Source organism: Streptomyces sp. NPDC002403, assembly GCF_053593015.1.
On sequence record NZ_JBSFBQ010000001.1, the window covers coordinates 346,665 to 369,400 of the forward strand.

Sequence of the window (22,736 nt, forward strand, 5' to 3'; positions counted from 1 at the left end):
TGCGAACTAACCAGCCGGGCGGTCGGGGGCGCAGTTCGTCCGAGAGGAAAGCTCAGCTCCCATGGCGAAGATCCTGAAGTTCGACGAGGACGCCCGTCGCGCCCTTGAGCGCGGCGTCAACAAGCTTGCCGACACGGTCAAGGTGACGATCGGCCCCAAGGGCCGCAACGTCGTCATCGACAAGAAGTTCGGCGCTCCCACCATCACCAACGACGGTGTCACCATCGCGCGCGAGGTCGAGCTCGACGACCCGTACGAGAACCTCGGTGCCCAGCTGGTGAAGGAGGTGGCGACCAAGACCAACGACGTCGCGGGTGACGGTACGACCACCGCCACCGTGCTCGCCCAGGCGCTCGTCCGCGAGGGTCTGCGCAACGTCGCCGCCGGTGCCTCCCCCGCCGCCCTGAAGAAGGGCATCGACGCCGCGGTCAAGGCCGTGTCCGAGGAGCTCCTCGCGACCGCCCGGCCGATCGACGACAAGACCGACATCGCCGCCGTGGCCGCGCTCTCCGCGCAGGACCCGCAGGTCGGCGAGCTCATCGCGGACGCGATGGACAAGGTCGGCAAGGACGGTGTCATCACCGTCGAGGAGTCCAACACCTTCGGTCTGGACCTCGACTTCACCGAGGGCATGGCCTTCGACAAGGGCTACCTGTCCCCGTACATGGTGACCGACCAGGAGCGTATGGAGGCCGTCCTCGACGACCCGTACATCCTGATCCACCAGGGCAAGATCGGCTCGATCCAGGAGCTCCTCCCGCTGCTGGAGAAGGTCATCCAGGCCGGTGGCTCCAAGCCGCTGCTGATCATCGCCGAGGACGTCGAGGGCGAGGCGCTGTCGACCCTCGTCGTCAACAAGATCCGTGGCACCTTCAACGCCGTCGCGGTGAAGGCCCCGGGCTTCGGTGACCGTCGCAAGGCCATGCTCGGCGACATCGCCACCCTCACCGGTGCGACCGTCATCGCCGAGGAGGTCGGCCTCAAGCTCGACCAGGCCGGTCTGGACGTGCTGGGCACCGCCCGCCGCGTCACCGTCTCCAAGGACGACACGACGATCGTGGACGGCGGCGGCGAGCCCGGCGACGTCAAGGGCCGGGTCAACCAGATCAAGGCCGAGATCGACGCCACCGACTCCGACTGGGACCGCGAGAAGCTCCAGGAGCGCCTCGCGAAGCTGGCCGGCGGCGTGTGCGTGATCCGTGTCGGTGCCGCCACCGAGGTGGAGCTCAAGGAGAAGAAGCACCGTCTGGAGGACGCCATCTCCGCGACCCGCGCCGCGGTCGAGGAGGGCATCGTCTCCGGTGGTGGCTCCGCTCTGGTCCACGCCGTCAAGGTCCTGGAGGGCAACCTCGACAAGACCGGCGACGAGGCCACCGGTGTCGCGGTCGTGCGCCGCGCCGCCGTCGAGCCGCTGCGCTGGATCGCCGAGAACGCCGGCCTCGAGGGCTACGTCATCACCTCGAAGGTCTCCGAGCTCGACAAGGGCCAGGGCTTCAACGCCGCGACCGGCGAGTACGGCGACCTGGTGAAGGCCGGCGTCATCGACCCGGTCAAGGTCACCCGCTCCGCGCTGGAGAACGCCGCGTCCATCGCGTCGCTGCTGCTCACGACCGAGACCCTGGTCGTCGAGAAGCCGGCCGAGGAGGAGGCCGAGGCCGCCCACGGCGGTCACGGCCACTCGCACTGACGCGTAGCCGTTCGGGGCGCACAGCCGCAGAAGGCCCCCTGTCCCACCGCTCGGCGGAGGGACAGGGGGCCTTCGGGCGTTCAGGCGCGCGCCGCGCTCCCGTCTAGGGCGCCGAGCTCGCGCATCAGGCCCATGAGGTCCTCGTGCCACCAGCCTTCCTTGATCCTTCCGTCCTCGAACCGGAAGATCGTGGTGCCGGTCATGACGCACTGCCTGCCCGTGGGCGCGATGCCCATGAACGCGCCCTTGTGCGTGCCGGTCCAGGTCCACAGCGTCACGACGTCGTCATCCCCGCAGATCTGCCGGTCCAGCTCGAAGGTGAAGTCGAAGGCGGCCCGCCAGCGGGCGACATCGGCGCGCAGCCGGCCGGAGCCGATCACCGTCCGTTCCGGCCTCGCGATGCCGTGGTCGGTGTAGTCGGCCGCGAACACCTCGTCGATGGCGTCGAGATGACCGCCGACGGCGATCTCGTGGAAGAAGCGGCGGACCTGCGCCTGGTTCAGCTGCTCGTCGCGGACCACGTCGAGGTCGGTGAAGGAGGGCATGCCGTCGCAGAGCGACACCATCTCCCGGAAGATCCGCTCGGTCTCGGGCAGCCCGGAATTCGCCATCGCGTCCTCGTACGACGGGAATTCGATGATCTCCACGTAGTGGGACCCGTCGGAGCGGTCCTTGCCGATCAGACTGTGCGTGGCGGTCCGGGTGCCCCGGGTCTGCTCGGCCCAGCGGTCCATGAGACGGTCCATGTCCTCGAACCGATCCGTCTTGCAGTCGATAACTTGTACGAATCTCATGGCATCTCCCGGTCACGCGTTCCGGATGGGATGCTTCCAGTTTAGTGAGACACGGGCTTCCCGACGGATCGGGCCGAGCGGGTCCGCAGTGGTCCGAAGGCCCAGGCGGAGTGGCTCAGGCGGAGTGGCTCAGGCTTCCGGAGTGGACGGGGTCCGCGAAGGGCAGACCGGCCGCGAAGCGCTCCAGCTCGTCCAGCGCCTGGTCGGCCATCCGGTGCAGCTCATCGCCCAGCGAACCCGCGACATGCGGGGTGAGCAGCACATTGGGCAGGGTGTACAACGGCGAGTGCGCGGGCGGGAGTTCGGGGTCCGTCACATCCAGCACCGCTTGCAGTCGGCCGGTCGTCAGCTCGGCCAGCAGCGCCTCCTCGTCGATCAGCGAACCCCGCGCCGTGTTGATCAGCGTCGTCCCGGTCGCCATGGCGGACAGCTGCGCCGCACCGATCAGATGGTGCGTCTCCGGGAGCTGGGGCGCGTGCACCGAGACGACGGAGCTGCTCGCGCACAGCTCGTCGAGCGGGGTGAGCCGCACTCCGAGCTGCGCCGCCTCCGGGCCGTCCACGTACGGGTCGTACAGCAGCACGTCCAGGTCGAAGGGGCGCAGCAGCTCGATCACGCGCCGGCCGATGCGGGACGCGCCGACGATGCCGACCGTACGGCGGTAGTTGCCGGCCCCGTCGAGCTCCGCGAGCCAGTCGTGGTCGGCGCGCAGATCGCGGTAGCGGTGCGCGGTGTGCAGCACCCGCTTGCCGGCGAACAGGATCGTGGCGAGGGTGAACTCGGCGACCGGCAGGGCGTTGGCCCCGGCCGCCGATGTGACGGCGATGCCGCGTTCCCAGCAGGCGTCGGTGATGTGGTGCTTCACGGAGCCCGCGGCGTGCACCACGGCCCGCAGCCGGGGCGCGGCCGCCAGGACCCCGGCGGTGAGCGGTGTCGCGCCCCAGCAGGTGAACAGCACCTCGGCCTCGGCGAGGGCGGCGGCCACCTCGGGCGTCGGGGCGGCCAGGTCGTGGCCGACGAGGTACGGGTCGGTACGGGTGAGCTCGGCCAGCCGGGTGCGGTGGCGGTCGGCGAGAAGGCGGTCGGCGATGCCGGGGCCCATCGCGAGCAGGGCCGTCGGCCGGTTGTCAGTGGCGTGGGGCATGGTGGAACTCGTACTCCTCAGGGCTCGCGGTGAGAGTCACTTGACGCTGCCGGCGGTCAGTCCGGCCTTCCAGTGCCGCTGCAGCGAGACGAAGGCGACGATCAGGGGGATGACGGCGAGGAGGGAGCCGGTGACGACGAGCGGATAGAAGCTCGGCTCGCCGTGGGTGTTGGTGTTCCAGGAGTACAGACCGAGGCTCAGCGGGAAGAGCTTGCGGTCCGAGAGCATCACGAGGGGGAGGAAGAAGTTGTTCCAGATCGCGGTGAACTGGAAGAGGAAGACCGTCACGAAGCCCGGCATGACCATGCGCAGTCCGATGGACCAGAAGACGCGCAGCTCACCGGCCCCGTCGATACGGGCGGCCTCCAGGGCCTCGTTCGGTATGTAGCCGGTGCTGAACACCCGCGCGAGATACACGCCGAACGGGTTGACCAGCACCGGGATCAGCACGGACCAGTAGGTGTTGACCAGGCCGGTCTTGGAGGCCAGGAGATACATCGGCAGGGCGAGCGCCGTGGTCGGCACGAGCACGCCCATCAGCACAAGGCCGAAGAGCTTCTCCTTGCCCCGGAACTCGTACTTGTCGAAGGCGTATCCCGCGGCGACGCAGATCAGCGAGCAGACGATCGCCCCGCCGCCCGCGTACATGAGGCTGTTGAGGTACCAGCGGAAGTAGATGCCGTCGCCGTAGGAGGCCAGGTCGGACAGGTTCTGGCCGAGGTTGAAGCCCTCGAAGGAGAAGGCGTTGCCGGCGAGCAGCCCGCCGGTGTCCTTCGTGGCGGCGGTGACCAGCCAGACGAGGGGGAAGAGCATGTAGACGACGGCGAGCACGAGGAAGCCGTTGACGGCGGTCTTCGACATCCAGCGGCCGCGGGAGGCGGGGGAGTTCATGCTTTCTTGCCCTTCCGGCCGGTGAAGCGGGTGACGACGAAGGACAGCAGCGCGGCCGTGAGCGCCAGCAGGATGGAGGCGGCCGCGGCGAGACCGTAGTCGTTGCGCTCGAAGGCCGCGGTGTACGCGTACATGTTCGGCGTCCAGGTGGAGGAGACGGCCGAGCCGGTCCCCTTGTTGAGGATCAGCGGCTCGGTGAACAGCTGGAGCGAGCCGATGACCGTGAACAGCGCGACCATCACGAGGGAGGAGCGGATCAGCGGCACCTTGATGCTCAGCGCGGTGCGCCAGGCACCGGCCCCGTCGACCGTGGCCGCTTCGAGCACGGAGCGGTCGATGGCCTGCAACGCGGCGTAGAAGATCACCATGTTGTAGCCGAGCCACTCCCACAGCGCGATGTTGACGACGGAGGGAAGGGCGCCTTCGGGGGAGAAGAAGTCGAAGCCGATTCCGCCGGACTCCATGGCGCTGACCACCGGGCTGAGCTGCGGGGTGTAGAGGTACACCCAGATCAGCGCGGCGATGATGCCGGGCACGGCGTGCGGCAGGAAGAGCGCGAGCTGGAAGAACCGGCGGGCGCGGGCCAGCGTGGAGTCCAGCAGCAGGGCGAGGGCGAGGGCTCCGACGAGCAGCAGTGGAATGTAGAACAGGCAGTATCCGAGGAGTACGCCGAAGCCCTCGCGGAACGCCCGGTCGCCCAAGGCCGCCGTGTAGTTGTCGAGTCCGCTGAAGACGGTCTCGGTGCCGCCGAAGCCCAGGCCGGACTGCTTCTCGGTGAACAGGCTGAGCCAGACCGCGTAACCGATCGGCAGCACCATCACCAGGGTGAACAGTACGAAGAAGGGCCCCAGCAGGATGGCGGCGGCTCTGGTCGTCCGGGCGCGCTTCATCAGCCTGCGTCCTCGACCTTCAGACCGCGCTTCTTCAGCTCGGCGACCGTGGCGTCGTGCCCGGCCTTCACGGCGTCCTTGATGGTGGTGCCGCCGCTCGCGACCTTGCCGAACTGGTCCTTCATGGTGGTGTTCGTCGTGCCGGTCGTCGGGCCCCAGCTCCAGTTCTGGCCGATCGACGTCGCGGCGCCCTCGAACACCTGGTAGATGTCCTCGCCGCCGTAGAACCCGGCGTCGAAGGACTTCTTGGCCACCGGGCGCAGGGCCGCCGCGGCCGGGAAGGCGCTCGAAGTGCCGGACTCGATGCGGGCCTTGATGCCTTCCTCGGTGGTCGACATCCAGGTGGCGAACTCGACCGCGGCCTTCGCCTTCTTGCTGGTCCTGGTCACCGCGAAGGTGGAGCCGCCGAGCATGCCGCTGGCCGGCTTGCCGTCCCAGCTGGGCATCGGGGCGACGGCCCACTTGCCGCTCTGCTCGGGCAGCGTGCCCTTGAGGACGCCCGCACCCCAGGCGGCGCCGAGGTAGCCGACGGTGCCGCCGTTCTTGAGGGAGTTGGTCCACTCGGGGCTGAACGAGGCGTTGGAGCGGATCAGGTCGTCGTCGAGCAGACCCTGCCAGTAGTCGGCGACCTTGTTGGTGGCCGCGTCGGCGGTGCTGACCTTCCAGGTGTCGCCCTCGGGCTTGTACCACTGGGCGCCGGCCTGCCAGGCCATCGCCTGGAAGGTGGTCGGGTCATCGGGGAAGAAGGTGCCGATCCGGGCCTTCTTGTCGGCCTTCTTGATCTTCTCGGCGGCCTTGCGGAACTCGTCCCAGGTCTTGGGGACTTCGACGCCGTACTTCTCGAACAGGTCCTTGCGGTAGTAGAAGGACTGCGGCGAGGCGTCGAACGGAACGGCCCAGTTCTTGCCGCCGAGCGTCGTCAGCTCGACCGCCTGCGGCAGCAGCTTCTTGCGGATGTCCTCGGTGAAGTACTGGCCGATGTCCTGGAGCGCGCCCTGACTGACGTACTCCGGGAGCTGCGGGTACTCGATGGAGACCAGGTCGGGGGCGTTGCCCGCCTTCACCGCGTTGGAGATCTTGGCGTATCCGCCCGCGTTGCCGGACGGGATCTCCTCGTAGACCACCTTGATGTTCTTGTGCGAGGCGTTGAACGCGTCAACGACCTCCTTGGACCCCTTGGCCCAGCCCCAGAAGGTGATGCTGACGGGCTTGCCGTCGCTTCCGGCGGCTGCGTCGTCGTCGCCGCTGCCGCCACAGGCCGTGAGAAGGGCGAGGGCGGTGGCGGTGCCGACTACGGCGAGGGACGTTCTGCTCGGACTGCGGCTCACAGCGAGGCTCCTGAACTGGCGGCGACATTGGCGTTGGCCGTGATCCTTGGACCAGTTGTGACCGAAGTCAAGAGCGAAAGATCGATTGATCGAAAAAAGATCAGATAAGTTACGTACGGAAGCGGGCAGGGTGCGCTGTGGAACCGGACGGGAACCTGCTGAGAACCGGATGGGAACAGCGCGGGAACCGGGTGCGGGAACCGGGCGGGAAGGCCGCCGGAACATCTGCTCCCGGGCCCGCCCGCGCGCCTACGGCAGGCGTGCCCCGCACGAGTCCCTGATCCTCAGCTGCGGCAGCAGCGTCAGATGCCGCCGGGGCGCGTCCCCGCTCTGGCCCAGCCGCTCCACCAGCAGTTCCGTCGCGTGCCGGCCCACCTCGCGCTTGGGCGGCGCCACCGCCGTCAGCGGGGTGTCCGCGAGCGCCGCCACCTCGTCGTCGTAGGCGATCAGGGCCAGGTCCTCCGGCACCCGCACGCCCAGTTCGGCCAGGCGCTGCACCACCTGGATCGCGTCCACGTCGTTGTGGATCAGCGCCGCCGTCGACACCCCCGACAGGACCGCCTCGCGCAGCGCCTGCACGGCCTGCTCGAAGGCGTCCGGGGCCAGTTCGGCCGGTACGGAATCGATCACGTCCTGAGGTGTGCGCAGCCCGAGCACGGCCAGCGCCTCCGCGTATCCGGACCGCACCGCGACGGCGGTCGGGGAGTCCGCGCGGGCCATCAGCAACGGCGCCCCGTGCCCGAGGTCCACCAGGTGGCGGACGGCCAGCAGCACACCGTGGGCGTGGTCCGAGCAGACCCGGTCCAGGCCGTCCAGCGGGGAGCCCGCGGTGGGCCGGCGCTCCAGCAGCACGGTCGGCACGGGCAGCGAGGCGATCCAGTCGCCGAACGCGGCGGGGTCGCCCGGGTCCTGCCAGCCGGGCGCGACCAGCAGCCCCTCGGCGCCCGCGGAGAGCAGCCCCTCGGTGCGGGACTGGTCCTCCTGCGGCCGGTAGTCGGAGATCCGCAGGATGAGCCGGGCACCGGCCTTCGCGGCGGCCTCGTGGGCGCCGCGGATGACCTCGGCGAAGTAGTAGGTCGACGAGGGCGCGAGCATGCCGAGGACCAGACCGCTGCCCGTGGAGCCGGAGCCGGAGCCGGCGGCGCTCTCCTGCGGCCAGGACACCGATCCGTGGACCCGGTCGAGGAGGCCGCGGCCGGCCAGCTCCTCCACGTCCCGGCGGGCCGTGACGGGCGAGACGCCCAGCTGCGAGGCCAGGTCCGAGACCCGGGCCGAACCCCGTTCCCGTACCAGTCCGAGCAGGCGGTCATGACGTTCAGCAGCACTTTCGCGCACGGCGGCAGTCCCCTCGCAGTGTGTGGCCCCGGCCCCCGGTCCGGCCGGTGCCGGGGCCGTTGTCCGACCCTAGGGCCTTTCGTCCGGACCGGGCCGGGCTCGCGGGACCGGCCTGATCCAAGGAGAAGACCCTAGACCAACGTGATCGAACGATGGGAGTGTCGATCATTCAAACGCTATCCATTGACGTTCGATCAATCCGAGTCCAGGATTCCCGGCGATGCGGACGCGTCCCGCCCCATACCGGCCGTCCGCCCCCACCCGACCGTCCGTCCCGACCCTGACCGTTCGTACGGAGGAATTGTGAGACATCGCGTCACCGCTGCGGCGCTCGCGGCCCTGACGGCCGCCGGCGGCCTGACCGTCGCGAGCCAGACCGCCGCGCAGGCCGCGCCCACCGGCCGTACCTTCCACGTCGACTGCGCCGCGGACCCGGCCGGCGCCACCGGCAGCAAGCAGCACCCCTGGACCTCGCTCGCCGAGGCCAACGCGCACACCTACGGCCCCGGTGACCGCCTCCTGTTCAAGCGCGGCGCCACCTGCACCGGCACCCTCGCCCCCACCGGCACCGGCTCCGCCCGCGCCCCGTTCACCATCGCCGACTACGGCAACGGTTCGGCCCGCGCCAGGCTCGACGGCGCGGGCGCCCACGACGTCGTCCTGCTCGCCAACACCCAGTACGTGCACCTCAAGGCGCTGGAGATCACCAACGCCGACAACCCCGGCAGCGAGCGCAACGGCGTCCGGCTCCGCCTCACCGACTACGGCGTCGCCCGCGGCTTCGACATCTCCGGCCTCTACATCCACGATGTGCGCGGCGGCGACTACAAGACGGTCTCCGGCTCCAGCGCGATCCACATCGCGGTCGAGGGCAGGACCAAGGCCAGCTGGTACGACGGTCTGGACATCGGCAACAACCGCATCGAGGACGTCGACCGCGAGGGCATCTACTTCAAGTCGACCTTCTCCAAGCGCGATCTGGTCGGCGAGCAGCAGGACCCGAACGTGTACCCGGGGGAGTGGACGCCCAGCACCGGCGTGCGTATCCACCACAACACGCTGAAGTCCCTGTCCGGCGACGGCATGAAGCTCGACACCACCAGCGGCGCCCGCGTCGACCACAACCGGGTCGACGGCTTCCAGCTCCGCTCGCCCTCCGCCAACGCGGGCATCTGGACCTTCAACACCGACGACACGACCGTCGAGTACAACGAGGTCTCGGGCGGCGGCAACACCCACGACGGGATGTCCTTCGACGCCGACGGCGCTTCCCGGAACACCGTCTTCCAGTACAACTACAGCCACGACAACAAGGGCGGCTTCCTGCTGATCTGCCCGTACAGCGGCGCCAAGACCATCGGCACGGTCGCCCGTTACAACGTCAGCAGCAACGACGGTGCCCGCCTCGTGCAGAACTGCTGGGGCCCGATCCTGGGCACCGAGATCTACAACAACACCTTCCACAACAAGGAGCAGATCCCCGGCTACCTCGTCCAGGACGACGCCGGCAGCCCCGCCACCACCCAGCACGAACTGTCCATCCGCAACAACGTCTTCGTGAGCGAGGGCACCGGCGGCTACGCCTTCAAGAACCCGACCCCCGGGCTCTCCTTCGCCCACAACGCCTTCTACGGCATCGACATGACCCGCCCGAACCCCGGCGGCATCACGGCCGACCCGAAGCTCCGGGCCGACTTCCGGCTCGGCGCCGGCTCGCCGGCCCTCGCCGCCGGAGCCGTCATCGAGAACAACGGCGGCAAGGACTACTTCGGCAACGTGCTGAAGCCCGGAGCCCCCAACATCGGCGCCTACGCGGGCCGCGGGGTGCGGTAACCGACCGCTCACCGAGGACCGTACTTGCGGCCTGTCTTGGAGGTGACCCCTCCGAGCAGGCCGCGCGGCGTCACCTTCACGAGCCCCATCAGTGCCTTGTACCGGGGGTCGGGAACCGAGACCGACTTGCCGCGGGCCAGATCGGCCAGGGCCGTCTCCACCAGCTTGTCCGCGTCGAGCCACATCCAGCCCGGGATGTTGCCGGTCCCCATCCCGGCCCGCTGATGGAACTCCGTCCGTACGAACCCCGGGCACAGCGCCATCAGCCGCACCCCCGAACCGGCCATGTCCTTCGCCGCGCCCTGGGTGAACTGCACGACCCACGCCTTGGACGCGCCGTACGTCCCGCGCGGCACGAACGCGGCCACCGAGGCCACGTTGACCACCCCGCCCCGGCCGCGCTCCCGCATCCCGGCCGCGGCCGCCGAGGTCAGCCGCAGCACCGCCTCGCAGTGCACCTTCAGCATCTTCAGCTCATCGGCCATGGGCACTTCCAGATACTGGCCCTTGTTGCCGAACCCGGCATTGTTGACCAGCAGGTCGACCGGGTGCCGACGATCCGTCAACCGGTCCTCGACCGCGCCGATCCCCTCGTCCTCGGACAGATCGGCCCTCAGGACCTCGGCCTCGATGCCGTGCCGGTCGTGCAGCTCGGTCGCCTGCTCGCGCAGCCGCTCGGCGTCCCGCGCCACCAGCACCAGGTTGTGCCCGTCGGCCGCGAGCCGCCGCGCGAAGGCGGCACCGATCCCCGCGGTCGCGCCCGTAATCAGTGCAGTCGTCATACGCGGCACGTTAGTGCCTGTCCGGCACGCCGTGATCAGCTGTCCGCCGCCGGCTTCCCGGTGTACTTCAGCGCGGCACGCAGGGCCTCGGGATGCAACGCGGCCCCGGCCGCGAGCAGTTCGGGCAGCAGCTCCCGCCGCGTCGTGGAGGCGAGGAACTCCATTTCCACGGTGACGTCGTGGTCCGGACGGTGCACGATCTCGACCGGGTCCCCGGCCCGGATCTCACCCGGCTCGATCACCCGCAGGTAGGCGCCCGGAGCGGCCGCCTGCGTGAACCGCCTGACCCAGCGCGGCTCGTCGAGATGACCGGCGAACGTACGGCACGGAATCCGGCCCGACGTCACCTCCAGCACCAGAGCGGGGCCGACCCGCCAGCGCTCGCCGATTCTCGCGCCGCTCACATCGAGCCCGGCGGTCGTCAGGTTCTCGCCGAACGCGCCATTGGCCAGCGGGCGGCCGAGCTCCCGCTCCCAGCCGTCGAGATCCTCGCGGGCGAAGGCGTACACCGCCTGGTCGGAGCCGCCGTGATGGCGCAGGTCGCACACCGCGTCCCCGGCCAGGCCACTGCCGCCGGTGCCCTTGGGGCCGGGGTCGCTGACGCGTACGGAGCCCTCGACGGGCCGTTTGTCGATGCCGGTCAGGCCCGCGGGGGCGTCGGTGTGGTCGACGGCCTTCGGCCGTCCCGCATTCACGCTCAGCAGCCGCATCGGCTCTGCCGGTTCCATGGACGTCATGAGAGAACGCTAACCACCCGCCCCCAAAGAAGCACGCCAATAATTCGCACCCGACCCAAGATCCGCTTATGGTTGAGGGGTGATCGAAGCCCGTCATCTCCGTGTCCTGCGTGCCGTGGCCGCCACCGGCTCGTTCTCCGCCGCCGCCCGCGAACTGGGCTGCACCCAGCCGGCGGTCAGTCAGCAGATGAAGGCCCTGGAGGCCTCCGCGGGCACCACGCTGCTGATCCGTACGGGACGCGAGATGCGGCTCACGCAGGCCGGCGAGGCACTCGTCCGGCACGCCTCCGGCATCCTCGCCGGGCTCACCGCCGCCGAGGAGGAGGTCGCCGCCATCGCCGGGCTGCGGGCCGGCCGGGTCCGGCTCGTCTCGTTCCCCAGCGGCAGCTCCACCCTGGTCCCCGGCGCCCTCGCCGCACTGCGCGAGGCCCACCCCGGCACCCGGGTCTCGCTGGTGGAGGCCGAGCCGCCGCGCTCGGTCGAGATGCTGCGCGAGGGCGACTGCGACATCGCGCTGGCCTTCCGCTACGGCACCTCCGGCACCGAGTGGGACGACCTGGTCGTCCGCCCGCTGCTCACCGACCGGCTGATCGGCCTGGTCCCCGAGGGGCACCGGCTCTCGCACTCGGCCGCGGTGGGCATCGCCGACCTGGCCGGGGAGTCCTGGATCGCGGGCTGCCCGCGCTGCCGCCGTCAGCTGGTGGAGGTCTGCGAGGAGTCGGGCTTCACTCCCCGGATCGACTTCGCCACCGACGACTACCCGGCGGTGGTCGGCCTGGTCGGCGCCGGACTCGGGGTGGCCGTGCTGCCCGAGCTCGCGATCGAGTCGGTACGTCCCAAGGGGGCGCGCACCGTGACGGTGGAGCCGGCCATCGAGCGCGAGATCGTCGCGCTGACCCTGCCCGACCTGGCACAGGTCCCGGCGGTCGCGGCGACCCTGGACCGGCTGTCCCTGGCGGCCGCCCGCTGAGCGGCCTGCCGATGGCCCGGCCCCGAGGTCATGCCTCACCGTGGCCGGGTGAATTGCCAAAACGATTCTCTTGTTGCGGTACGGGTGCGGCGGGATCAGCCGTGCCCGGACGGGGACGGAACGCCCGAGGGTGCCGCCGCCGCGATCAGCCGGCTGCGGGCCCGTCCCATGAGCTCCTCGCGCTCGTCCTCGGTCAGTCCGCCCCACACCCCGTAGGGCTCTCGCACCGCCAGGGCGTGTGCCGCGCACTCGGCGCGTACCGGGCATCGCATGCAGACCTCTTTCGCCGAGTTCTCGCGGGCGCTCCGTGCCGCCCCGCGCTCACCCTCCGGGTGGAAGAACAGAGAACTGTCCACTCCGCGGCAGGCCGCCAGCAGCTGCCAGTCCCAGAGATCGGCGTTGGGTCCGGGAAGGCGGGAGAAATCTGCCATTGCTTGTCCCCTCGAAACCATGCTGAGTCGGAAACGTCGTTGTCGTCCGTCATCGACCGTGCCCACGACCGTACATCTACTGTGTAAGTAGATGTAAATATGACTGATTGCGAATCTATCCACAGACACCAGCAAAAGGGAAGAAAACCCGCTAAATGGGGCATACCTTCATATGAAGTTTCGGTTGACCGTTGGATGATCCGTGCCGGTTCTCCTCCGTGTGCGCTTCCTCACGTAGAGTGCCGAACCCGCTTGTCCGACCCGTAACTCTTTCGAGTGACCGTCGTTGAGAGGGCGGAAGCGGTTGACGAAAAAAGCGATCGGGCAGGTGTCCGAGAGTGTCAACCGCACAGGTGACGACATGTAACAGCCTGGAGGCTCAAGGTGACGCGCATCAGCTGCGGAGGACGGTCATGACATCCGTCCTCGTCTGCGACGACTCCCCGCTTGCCCGGGAAGCGCTCCGTCGGGCGGTCGCGACCGTGCCCGGCGTCGAGCGGGTGACGACGGCGGCCAACGGCGAGGAAGTCCTCCGCCGCTGGGGCGCCGACCGTTCGGATCTGATTCTGATGGACGTACGCATGCCCGGTCTGGGGGGTGTGGAGACGGTCCGGCGGCTGCTCTCCGCCGACCCCGGCGCCAGGATCATCATGCTGACCGTCGCCGAGGACCTGGACGGGGTCGCGCTCGCGGTCGCCGCCGGTGCCCGCGGCTATCTGCACAAGGACGCCTCCCGTGCGGAGCTGCGTGCCACCGTCACCCAGGCGCTGGCCGATCCGACGTGGCGGCTCGCCCCGCGCCGGCTGCGGTCGGCCGAGATGGGTGCGGCGCCGACGCTCACCGCGCGTGAGATCCAGGTGCTCGAAGGAATGAGCCACGGCCGTTCGAACGCGGAGATCGGCCGTGAGCTGTTCCTCTCGGAGGACACCGTGAAGACGCACGCCAGGCGTCTGTTCAAGAAGCTCGGAGCCTCGGACCGGGCACACGCCGTGGCGCTCGGCTTCCGCTGGGGCCTGGTCCGCTGAGGTCCGGCCGTGGCCGGACCCCGATCGATTTCCCCGTCCGCGCTCCGGCGGACGGGGCGACGTGACCGACGTGACCGACGTGCGCGGGACGGGCTCCGCTCCACCTGTGGAGCCCGTCGCGACGACGCTATGTGAAGCTTCCCGGCCGATGCCGCATCCTTGAGATGTGGAGTTCCTCGGGAACGATTCGGTCGAGCGGAAGGGGAGGGCGCAGGACATGACTTCCGGCGCACCCGCTCATAACGCTTCGGTGCACAACTACGGACGCGGCAGCACGGATGACGCGGCTCCGGGGCACCATGGTCCGATGCGCGACGACGAGACGACGGGAATCGGTGCCCTGGTGCACCGTGCCGTCGAGGGCGACGCGCAGGCCACCCACGATCTGCTGGCCCATGTCCACCCCCTCGCGCTGCGCTACTGCAGGTCCCGGCTGAACCGGCTGCCCGGTGATGCCCGCCACTTCGTGGAGGACCTGGCGCAGGAGGTCTGTGTCGCGGTGCTGATGGCGCTGCCGCGCTACAAGGACACCGGCAGGCCCTTCGAAGCCTTCGTGTTCGCCATCGCGGGCCACAAGGTCGCCGATCTCCAGCGGGCCGCGATGCGGCACCCGGGATCGACGGCCGTGCCGTCCGACGAGATGCCCGAGCGGCCGGACGATTCGCTGGGGCCCGAGGAGCGCGCCCTGCTCAGCAGCGATGCCGCCTGGGCGAAGAAGCTCCTCGCCAACCTCCCGGACAACCAGCGCGAGCTGCTCGTCCTCCGGGTCGCAGTCGGGCTGACCGCCGAGGAGACCGGACAGATGCTGGGCATGTCGCCGGGCGCGGTCCGGGTCGCCCAGCACCGCGCCCTGAGCAGGCTGCGGGCCCTCGCCGAGCAGTGAGCGGCCCCGGCCGGGCCCGTACGGAAGGTTCCGTACGAAGCTACAGAACCTCTGGGTGATCTTGCTCGTGGAATGAGACACCCCCGAAGGCCGTTAGCATGGACATCCGCACCGATCAAGGCCATTTGGGGAAGGTGTCATGACTGCAAACGTCGACGGAGTGCCCGAGAAATTCGCGACGCTCGGGCTGACATACGACGACGTGCTGCTGCTGCCCGGCGCATCCGAAGTGCTGCCCAACGCAGTCGACACCTCGTCCCGCATCTCGCGCAACGTACGCGTGAACATTCCGCTGCTCTCCGCGGCGATGGACAAGGTCACCGAGTCCCGCATGGCCATCGCCATGGCGCGGCAGGGCGGCGTCGGTGTGCTGCACCGCAACCTGTCCATCGAGGACCAGGTCAACCAGGTCGACCTCGTGAAGCGTTCCGAGTCCGGCATGGTGACCGACCCGATCACCGTGCACCCGGACGCGACGCTGGCCGAGGCCGACGCGCTGTGTGCCAAGTTCCGCATCAGCGGCGTCCCGGTGACCGACCCGGCGGGCAAGCTGCTCGGCATCGTCACCAACCGCGACATGGCGTTCGAGTCCGACCGCGGCCGCCAGGTGCGCGAGGTCATGACGCCGATGCCGCTCGTGACCGGCAAGGTCGGCATCTCCGGCGTCGACGCCATGGAGCTGCTGCGCCGCCACAAGATCGAGAAGCTTCCGCTGGTCGACGACGCGGGCGTGCTCAAGGGCCTCATCACGGTCAAGGACTTCGTGAAGGCCGAGCAGTACCCGAACGCGGCCAAGGACGCCGAGGGCCGGCTCCTCGTCGGCGCGGCCGTCGGCGCCAGCCCCGAGGCCCTGGAGCGCGCGCAGGCTCTGGCCGGGGCGGGTGTGGACTTCCTCATCGTCGACACCTCGCACGGACACAACAGCAACGCGCTGAACTGGATGGCCAAGATCAAGTCCAGCGTCGGCGTCGACGTCATCGGCGGCAACGTCGCGACGCGTGACGGCGCGCAGGCCCTGATCGACGCCGGTGTCGACGGCGTCAAGGTCGGCGTGGGCCCCGGCTCCATCTGCACCACGCGTGTGGTCGCCGGCATCGGCGTCCCGCAGGTCACCGCGATCTACGAGGCCGCCCTCGCCGCCCGCGCGGCCGGTGTCCCGGTCATCGGGGACGGCGGTCTGCAGTACTCCGGCGACATCGGCAAGGCGCTCGCCGCCGGTGCCGACTCGGTCATGCTGGGCAGCCTCCTCGCGGGCTGCGAGGAGTCTCCCGGCGAGCTCCTCTTCATCAACGGAAAGCAGTTCAAGTCGTACCGCGGCATGGGTTCCCTCGGGGCGATGCAGTCCCGCGGGCAGGGCCGCTCGTACTCCAAGGACCGCTACTTCCAGGCCGACGTGGCCTCGGACGACAAGCTGGTGCCCGAGGGCATCGAGGGCCAGGTGCCCTACCGCGGCCCGCTGGCCAACGTGCTGCACCAGCTCGTCGGCGGCCTCCGCCAGACCATGGGCTATGTGGGCGCCGCCTCCGTCGACGAGATGGAGACCAAGGGCCGCTTCGTCCGCATCACGTCCGCGGGGCTCAAGGAGAGCCACCCGCACGACATCCAGATGACGGTCGAGGCACCGAACTACAGCAGGAAGTAACGCGACAGCGCAGCCGAGGGGCGGTCCGGGGGTTCCCGGGACCGCCCCTCAGCCGTGTGTCGGGGATACTGGACAGCGCAGACATAGAGGGAAAGGCCACACCATCGTGACTGAGATCGAGATCGGGCGCGGCAAGCGCGGCCGCCGGGCGTACGCATTCGACGACATCGCCGTCGTTCCGAGCCGTCGTACCCGTGACCCGAAGGAGGTCTCGATCGCCTGGCAGATCGACGCCTACCGTTTCGAGCTGCCGTTCCTGGCCGCTCCCATGGACTCCGTGGTCTCCCCGCAGCACGCCATCCGCATCGGTGAGCTCGGCGGCCTCGGCGTCCTCAACCTCGAGGGACTGTGGACCCGGCACGCCGACCCGCAGCCGCTGCTCGACGAGATCGCCGAGATGCCCGTCGAGTCGGCGACCCGCCGCCTCCAGGAGATCTACTCCGCGCCTATCCAGGAGGAGCTGATCGGACAGCGCATCAAGGAGGTGCGCGACTCCGGTGTCGTCACCGCCGCCGCGCTCTCCCCGCAGCGCACCGCGCAGTTCTCCAAGGCCGTCGTCGACGCGGGTGTGGACATCTTCGTCATCCGCGGTACGACGGTCTCCGCCGAGCACGTCTCGGGCGCCGCCGAGCCGCTCAACCTCAAGCAGTTCATCTACGAGCTGGACGTCCCGGTGATCGTCGGCGGCTGCGCCACGTACACCGCCGCCCTGCACCTGATGCGTACCGGTGCGGCCGGTGTCCTCGTCGGCTTCGGCGGCGGCGCCGCGCACACCACGCGCAACGTCTTCGGCATCCAGGTCCCGATGGCGACCGCGGTCGCCGATGTGGCCGGCGCCCGCCGCGACTACATGGACGAGTCCGGCGGCCGGTACGTGCACGTGATCGCGGACGGCGGTGTCGGCTGGTCCGGCGACCTGCCCAAGGCCATCGCCTGCGGCGCGGACGCCGTGATGATGGGCTCCCCGCTGGCCCGTGCGACGGACGCGCCCGGCCGCGGCCGGCACTGGGGCATGGAGGCCGTCCACGAGGACGTGCCGCGCGGCAAGCTGGTGGACCTCGGCTCGGTCGGCACCACCGAGGAGGTCCTGACCGGTCCCTCGCACACCCCCGACGGCTCGATGAACATCTTCGGCGCGCTGCGCCGGGCGATGGCGACGACGGGGTACAGCGACCTCAAGGAGTTCCAGCGCGTCGAGGTCACGGTGGCGGACTCGCAGCACCGCCGCTGAGTTCTCCGAGCACACGGGAGGGCCCGGACCGCGACGGCGGTCCGGGCCCTCCCGTGTGTGCTTCCGCGACTACTCGGCGGCCTTCTTGGCGCCGGAGAACGCGGCGACGGCCGCGATGGCGAAGAAGACGTACGTGAGGAAGTCCGAGTCGGCCTTCCACGCCTCGTTCAGCAGGCTGAAGTGGTCGAAGAACAGCTCGGAGACGGTGACCGGGAGCTCCTTGGCCGCGATCATCGCCTCGCCGAGCAGCTGGCCGAAGTAGACGGCGACCAGGGCGAGCACGGCGCTGACGACCGGCAGCACGGGGTTGCGGCCGCCGAGCTTGCCCGAGGCGAAGCCCACGACGAAGCCGACGCCCACGGCCGCGTAGCCGATCTCGTGCTTGGTGGCGCCGATGATGGCCCCGTAGATGCCCGCGGCGACGACGGCCGCGACGACGGCGGCGACCAGGCCGAGGCCGATGTTGTCGCGTGCGGGGGCCGGCGGGGTGAAGGGTGCGCCGCCGAACGGGGCGCCGGGCTGCTGGTCGGCGAAGGGGTTGCCGGTCGGGGCACCGGGCTGCTGGCCCGCGAACGGGTTGCCGCCGGGCTGGGCGTTGTACGGCTGCTGCGGTTGGTCCGACGGCGGCACGGGCTGGCTCATGGTGGTATCCCCCCTGGGACGGATGCGCACGACTGTGCGAGAAGTGACGCCGCAGGCTAGCAGCAGCCTGTGACATCGCCCCACCCAAATCCTGGGGGAGGGCTCTCACAGCCGGTGCGCGGCACCCGCCGGGGTCGCGCCCCGGGTGTCCAGGAGGAGCTGGGCCTTCACCGCGAGGCCCTGGAGGTCGTACGTACGGTGGTGCTGGAGCAGCACCGTGAGGTCGGCGCTGGACGCCGCTTCGTACAGGGAGTCGGCACGCGGCACCGGGAGTTCGCGCACCCGCCAGTCCAGGACGTGCGGGTCGTGGTAGCCGATCTGGGCGCCCATGTTCATCAGCCGGCTCGCGATCTCCCGGGCGGGGGAGCCCTCCTGGTCGGCGAGGTCGGGCTTGTAGGTGACCCCGAGCAGCAGGACCCGGGCGCCGCGGACGGACTTGCCGTGTTCGTTCAGCAGGGTGGCGCAGCGCTGGATCACGTACTGCGGCATCCGGTCGTTGATCTCCTGGGCGAGCGAGACCATCCGCAGGGGGTGGCCGGGGGTGCGGCTGTTGTACGGGAGGTAGCCCGGGTCGACGGGGGCGCCGTGGCCGCCGACGCCGGGGCCGGGACGGAACGGCTCGAAGCCGAAGGGCTTGGTCTCGGCGCACCGGATGACGTCCCACAGATCGACGCCGAGGTCGTGGCAGAGCACCGCCATCTCGTTGACCAGGGCGATGTTGACGTGCCGGAAGTTGGTCTCCAGGACCTTCGTCATCTCGGCCTCGCGCGGCCCGCGGGCCCGGACGACCTTGTCGGTGAGCCGGCCGTAGAAGGCGGCGGCGGACTCGGTGCAGGCGGGGGTGAGGCCGCCGATGACCTTGGGGGTGTTGGCGTAGACGTGGCTCCGGTTGCCGGGGTCGAGACGGCTGGGGGAGCAGGCGAGGTGGAAGTCGCGGCCGGCGCGCAGCCCCGAGCCCTCTTCGAGCAGCGGCAGCAGGTAGTTCTCGGTGGTGCCGGGCGGCACGGCCGATTCCAGCAGCACGGTGGTGTGCGGGCGCAGCCGGGCGGCGAGCGCGCGGGCCGCGTCGGCGATGGCGGTGAGGTCGATGGTGCGGTCGGCGCCGAGGGGGGTGGGCGCGCAGATCACCGCGGTACGGACCCGGCCCAGTTCGGCCGGGTCGGTGGTGGGCCGGAAGCCGCCCGAGAGCATCCGGCGGATCTCGGAGGCGGTGAGCGATCCCTCGACGGGGGTGCGGCCGGCGGAGAGTTCCGTGCAGGCGCGCGGGTCGGTGTCGTAGCCGACGGTCTGCACGCCTGCGGCCACGGCGGCCTGGGCGAGGGGCAGGCCGAGGTGGCCGAGTCCGATGACTGCGAGGTCTGCGGGCATGTGGATGGGCCGTCCTTCCCGGTCGGTCTATGGACCATGAGGGCAGAAAGCGCAACCGCTGTGGACAGCGCAATGTCACACTAGGCTTAAATATGACCTATATGTCGCATTGCGGGCCTCCTGTCGTCCTGGTGTTGTCCACAGGCGGTGGCCGAAGTCGGGGACGGCGGACAGAATCGAGAGGTGGGCACGGGCCGCCCCGACCGCCGGGACGGGGCGTGCCTCCGTGCCGGACCACCCCGATCTATCCGGGAGGCAGCAGTGAGGACAGCGACACTGGGACCTGCGGAACGCGCCGAGGCGCTGGCCGCGATGGCCGAGCGCGAACTGGACGTGCTGGTCGTGGGAGCGGGCGTGGTCGGCGCCGGCACGGCGCTGGACGCGGCGACGAGAGGACTCTCGACCGGCCTGGTCGAGGCCCGCGACTGGGCGTCGGGCACATCGAGCAGGTCGAGCAAGCTGATCCACGGCGGGCTGCGCTACCTGGAGATGCTCGACTTCGCGCTCGTCCGGGAGGCGCTGAAGGAGCGCGGGCTGCTCCTGGAGCGGCTGGCCCCGCATCTGGTGAAGCCGGTGCCGTTCCTCTACCCGTTGCAGCACAAGGGCTGGGAGCGGCTCTACGCCGGTTCCGGAGTGGCGCTCTACGACGCGATGTCGGTGTCCTCGGGCCATGGCCGCGGCCTGCCCGTGCACCGGCATCTCTCCCGCCGCCGCGCCCTGCGCGTCGCCCCGGCGCTGCGGAAGGACGCCCTGGTCGGGGCATTGCAGTACTACGACGCGCAGATGGACGACGCCCGCTATGTGGCGACCCTGGTGCGCACCGCCGCCGGTTACGGCGCACATGTGGCCAACCGTGCGCGGGTGACCGGTTTCCTCCGGGAGGGCGAGCGGGTCGTCGGCGTCCGGGTGGAGGACGTCGAGGCGGGCGGGGAGTACGAGGTCAGGGCCAAGCAGGTGGTCAACGCGACCGGGGTCTGGACGGACGACACCCAGGCACTGATCGGGGAGCGCGGACAGTTCCACGTCCGGGCGTCCAAGGGCATCCACCTGGTGGTCCCCAAGGACCGCATCCACTCCTCGACCGGCCTGATCCTGCGGACCGAGAAGTCCGTCCTCTTCGTCATCCCGTGGGGGCGGCACTGGATCATCGGGACGACCGACACCGACTGGGACCTGGACAAGGCACACCCTGCGGCGTCCAGCGCCGACATCGACTACCTGCTCGAACACGTCAACTCGGTCCTGGCCACGCCCCTGAGCAGGGACGACGTCCAGGGTGTCTACGCCGGGCTGCGGCCGCTGCTGGCCGGCGAGTCCGACGCCACCAGCAAGCTCTCGCGCGAGCACACGGTGGCGCATCCGCTGCCGGGTCTCGTGGTCGTGGCGGGCGGCAAGTACACGACGTACCGGGTGATGGCGAAGGACGCGGTGGACGAGGCGGTGCACGGCCTGGACCAGCGGGTGGCGGCCTGCGTCACCGAGGAGATCCCGCTGCTGGGGGCGGAGGGATACCCGGCCCTGTGGAACGCCCGCGCGAGGATCGCGGCCCGCACCGGCCTCCATGTCGCCCGGGTGGAGCACCTGCTCAACCGGTACGGCTCGATGACCGAGCAGATCCTCGAACTGATCCTCGGTGATCCGGCACTCGGGGAGCCGCTTCCCTCGGCCGACGACTACCTGAAGGCCGAGATCGTCTACGCGGCCTCGCACGAGGGGGCCCGCCATCTCGACGACGTACTGACCCGCCGGACACGGATCTCCATCGAGACCTTCGACCGGGGCACGAACAGCGCCCGGCTCTGCGCGGAACTGATGGCGCCGGTGCTGGGCTGGGACGAGGGACAGATCGACCGGGAGGTCGAGCACTACGAGAAGCGGGTGCAGGCGGAGCGGGAGTCGCAGCGGCAGCCGGACGACCTCACGGCCGACGCGGCGCGGCTCGGCGCTCCGGACATCGTGCCGATCTAGGAACTCCGGGGCGTCTGCGGCCGGTCGCAGAACTCCGCGTCCAGCAGCGTCGTTTCGAGGGCTTCCGCGTCGGCCAGGGTGTCCGTGTCGACGCGGAAGGTCAGGGTGTGTCCGCCGTCGAGGGTGGCGGCGGTGCGGACGTAACTGCCCGCGATGCGGCCGTTGTGACCCCAGACGGTGACGCCGCAGGAGAGCTTCTGCGGATAGATGCCCAGGCCGTAGGCGCCGTGCGTGGCCCGGGTGTTCAGCAGGAGCTTCAGCTGGGCGGGCGCGAGGAGCCGGCCGCCCAGCAGGGCCGCGTAGAAGCGGTTCAGATCGTCGAGGGTGGAGATCAGCTCGCCGGCCGCGCCCGCCGTGCGCGGGTCGAGCGCGGTGACGTCGCGCAGGCGGCCGTCGGCCGGATCGCGGGTGTAGCCGCGGCCGTGCGGGGAGGGCAGCGTGGTACGGGCGCCCGGGAGGGAGGTGCCGGTGAGACGGAGGGGGGTGACGATGCGGTCGCGGATCTCGGTGGCGTAGCCGTGTCCGGTGACCCGTCGGACGATGAGCCCGAGCAGGACGTAGTTGGTGTTGGAGTAGGCGTAGTGGCCGGGGGCGTCCGTCGGACGGTGGGCCAGGGCCACGTGGACCGCCGCGGTGGCGGAGAGGGGGTGGGCCGAGAGGTCGGCGGTGTAGTCGTAGAGGCCGCTGGTGTGGCTGAGCAGGGCGCGCAGGGTGATGCGGCGGCCGTCGTTGCCGTTGCCGCGCACCAGTCCGGGCAGCAGCCGCTGGACCGTGTCCGACAGGCGCAGCTTCCGTTCCCGGACGAGTTGGAGGACGACCGTGGCGACGAAGGTCTTGGTGATGCTGCCCGCCCGGAAGCGGTCCGCCCGTCGGATGCCGGTCCCCGTCGAGCGGTAGGTGTCGTACGGTGCGGAGGAGGTGCGACGGGCCAGCAGCGCCGCCGTGGGAGCACCGCCGTCGGCGACGAGCCGGGGGAGATGGGCGGCTGCGGGGGTGAGGTGTGGTTCGCTGGGCAGGGGCACTGTTCCGAACCCGAACAGCGCCAGCACCAACGGGGCGGTGAGCAGCGCCCTGAGTATCGGCATGGCAGGGATTCCCTTCCTCCGGGCACATCATGGCGGCCGCGCGGACCCGGCACCATGGCCGGTGCCGGGG

Annotated in this window: 20 protein-coding genes; 8 read left to right on the top strand and 12 right to left on the bottom strand. The window is 70.2% G+C overall.

The features are described 5' to 3' along the window. Nucleotides 1-61: 61 nt before the first annotated feature. A complete protein-coding gene (gene groL, locus ACWCPY_RS01710; RefSeq protein WP_093540721.1) occupies nt 62-1,687 on the top strand; it encodes a chaperonin GroEL in 1,626 nt (541 codons plus the stop codon). 80 nt (nt 1,688-1,767) lie between these two features. Here groL and ACWCPY_RS01715 read toward each other — a convergent pair whose 3' ends face one another. From ACWCPY_RS01715 to ACWCPY_RS01740, 6 genes are all read right to left on the bottom strand, one after another. Next, complete coding sequence (locus tag ACWCPY_RS01715) at nt 1,768-2,481, bottom strand: ester cyclase (RefSeq protein WP_451262284.1); 714 nt, start codon at nt 2,479-2,481, stop codon at nt 1,768-1,770. Nucleotides 2,482-2,596: 115 nt separating this feature from the next. Beyond that, nucleotides 2,597-3,625 (bottom strand): hydroxyacid dehydrogenase, encoded by a 1,029-nt coding sequence (locus ACWCPY_RS01720; protein WP_451262285.1) that lies wholly within the window; start codon nt 3,623-3,625, stop codon nt 2,597-2,599. Nucleotides 3,626-3,661: 36 nt separating this feature from the next. Next, entirely contained in the window at nt 3,662-4,516 is an 855-nt protein-coding gene (locus ACWCPY_RS01725; RefSeq protein ID WP_072486674.1) for a carbohydrate ABC transporter permease, read from the bottom strand. Further along, the gene (locus ACWCPY_RS01730) at nt 4,513-5,406 is read right to left on the bottom strand and encodes a carbohydrate ABC transporter permease (protein WP_451262286.1); all 894 of its coding nucleotides are present in this window, start codon (nt 5,404-5,406) and stop codon (nt 4,513-4,515) included. The genes ACWCPY_RS01725 and ACWCPY_RS01730 overlap by 4 nt, the downstream gene beginning before the upstream one ends. Next, on the bottom strand, nt 5,406-6,734 hold the full coding sequence (locus ACWCPY_RS01735) for an ABC transporter substrate-binding protein (RefSeq protein WP_451262287.1): 1,329 nt from the start codon (nt 6,732-6,734) through the stop codon (nt 5,406-5,408). The genes ACWCPY_RS01730 and ACWCPY_RS01735 overlap by 1 nt, the downstream gene beginning before the upstream one ends. Before the next feature lie 249 nt (nt 6,735-6,983). After that, nucleotides 6,984-8,069 carry a substrate-binding domain-containing protein gene (locus ACWCPY_RS01740; RefSeq protein WP_451262288.1) on the bottom strand — a complete coding sequence of 362 codons (1,086 nt, stop codon included), beginning with the start codon at nt 8,067-8,069 and terminating at the stop codon, nt 6,984-6,986. 303 nt (nt 8,070-8,372) lie between these two features. Here ACWCPY_RS01740 and ACWCPY_RS01745 point away from each other — a divergent pair, with 303 nt between their 5' ends. Further along, nucleotides 8,373-9,902 carry a right-handed parallel beta-helix repeat-containing protein gene (locus tag ACWCPY_RS01745; protein ID WP_451262289.1) on the top strand — a complete coding sequence of 510 codons (1,530 nt, stop codon included), beginning with the start codon at nt 8,373-8,375 and terminating at the stop codon, nt 9,900-9,902. Nucleotides 9,903-9,910: 8 nt separating this feature from the next. Here the strand turns inward: ACWCPY_RS01745 and ACWCPY_RS01750 are convergent, their stop codons facing one another. Together ACWCPY_RS01750 and ACWCPY_RS01755 are read right to left on the bottom strand one after the other, a co-directional pair. Beyond that, complete coding sequence (locus ACWCPY_RS01750) at nt 9,911-10,684, bottom strand: SDR family NAD(P)-dependent oxidoreductase (protein WP_362440812.1); 774 nt, start codon at nt 10,682-10,684, stop codon at nt 9,911-9,913. Nucleotides 10,685-10,719: 35 nt separating this feature from the next. Continuing rightward, nucleotides 10,720-11,394: an MOSC domain-containing protein gene (locus ACWCPY_RS01755; protein WP_451262409.1), complete on the bottom strand. Its 675-nt coding sequence runs from the start codon at nt 11,392-11,394 to the stop codon at nt 10,720-10,722. Between the two features lie 106 nt (nt 11,395-11,500). Between ACWCPY_RS01755 and ACWCPY_RS01760 the strand changes: the two genes are divergently transcribed. Beyond that, nucleotides 11,501-12,391: a LysR family transcriptional regulator gene (locus ACWCPY_RS01760; protein WP_451262290.1), complete on the top strand. Its 891-nt coding sequence runs from the start codon at nt 11,501-11,503 to the stop codon at nt 12,389-12,391. A gap of 95 nt (nt 12,392-12,486) precedes the next feature. Here ACWCPY_RS01760 and ACWCPY_RS01765 read toward each other — a convergent pair whose 3' ends face one another. Then, a complete protein-coding gene (locus tag ACWCPY_RS01765; RefSeq protein ID WP_124716892.1) occupies nt 12,487-12,822 on the bottom strand; it encodes a WhiB family transcriptional regulator in 336 nt (111 codons plus the stop codon). A 413-nt stretch (nt 12,823-13,235) separates the two neighbouring features. Between ACWCPY_RS01765 and ACWCPY_RS01770 the strand changes: the two genes are divergently transcribed. From ACWCPY_RS01770 to ACWCPY_RS01785, 4 genes are all read left to right on the top strand, one after another. Next, on the top strand, nt 13,236-13,847 hold the full coding sequence (locus ACWCPY_RS01770; RefSeq protein WP_003948568.1) for a response regulator transcription factor: 612 nt from the start codon (nt 13,236-13,238) through the stop codon (nt 13,845-13,847). Between the two features lie 307 nt (nt 13,848-14,154). Continuing rightward, the gene (locus tag ACWCPY_RS01775) at nt 14,155-14,730 is read left to right on the top strand and encodes a sigma-70 family RNA polymerase sigma factor (protein ID WP_072486721.1); all 576 of its coding nucleotides are present in this window, start codon (nt 14,155-14,157) and stop codon (nt 14,728-14,730) included. Nucleotides 14,731-14,869: 139 nt separating this feature from the next. Beyond that, nucleotides 14,870-16,372: an IMP dehydrogenase gene (gene guaB, locus ACWCPY_RS01780; RefSeq protein ID WP_451262291.1), complete on the top strand. Its 1,503-nt coding sequence runs from the start codon at nt 14,870-14,872 to the stop codon at nt 16,370-16,372. A 106-nt stretch (nt 16,373-16,478) separates the two neighbouring features. Next, on the top strand, nt 16,479-17,603 hold the full coding sequence (locus ACWCPY_RS01785) for a GuaB3 family IMP dehydrogenase-related protein (RefSeq protein ID WP_007453079.1): 1,125 nt from the start codon (nt 16,479-16,481) through the stop codon (nt 17,601-17,603). 69 nt (nt 17,604-17,672) lie between these two features. Here the strand turns inward: ACWCPY_RS01785 and ACWCPY_RS01790 are convergent, their stop codons facing one another. After that, a complete protein-coding gene (locus ACWCPY_RS01790; RefSeq protein WP_451262292.1) occupies nt 17,673-18,245 on the bottom strand; it encodes a hypothetical protein in 573 nt (190 codons plus the stop codon). Between the two features lie 105 nt (nt 18,246-18,350). Then, a complete protein-coding gene (locus ACWCPY_RS01795) occupies nt 18,351-19,613 on the bottom strand; it encodes a nucleotide sugar dehydrogenase (RefSeq protein WP_451262293.1) in 1,263 nt (420 codons plus the stop codon). 261 nt (nt 19,614-19,874) lie between these two features. Between ACWCPY_RS01795 and ACWCPY_RS01800 the strand changes: the two genes are divergently transcribed. After that, the gene (locus ACWCPY_RS01800) at nt 19,875-21,581 is read left to right on the top strand and encodes a glycerol-3-phosphate dehydrogenase/oxidase (RefSeq protein WP_451262294.1); all 1,707 of its coding nucleotides are present in this window, start codon (nt 19,875-19,877) and stop codon (nt 21,579-21,581) included. On the opposite strand, the gene ACWCPY_RS01805 is transcribed toward ACWCPY_RS01800, so the two are convergent. Then, nucleotides 21,578-22,666: a serine hydrolase domain-containing protein gene (locus tag ACWCPY_RS01805; protein WP_451262295.1), complete on the bottom strand. Its 1,089-nt coding sequence runs from the start codon at nt 22,664-22,666 to the stop codon at nt 21,578-21,580. The genes ACWCPY_RS01800 and ACWCPY_RS01805 overlap by 4 nt on opposite strands. Nucleotides 22,667-22,736 lie beyond the last annotated feature (70 nt).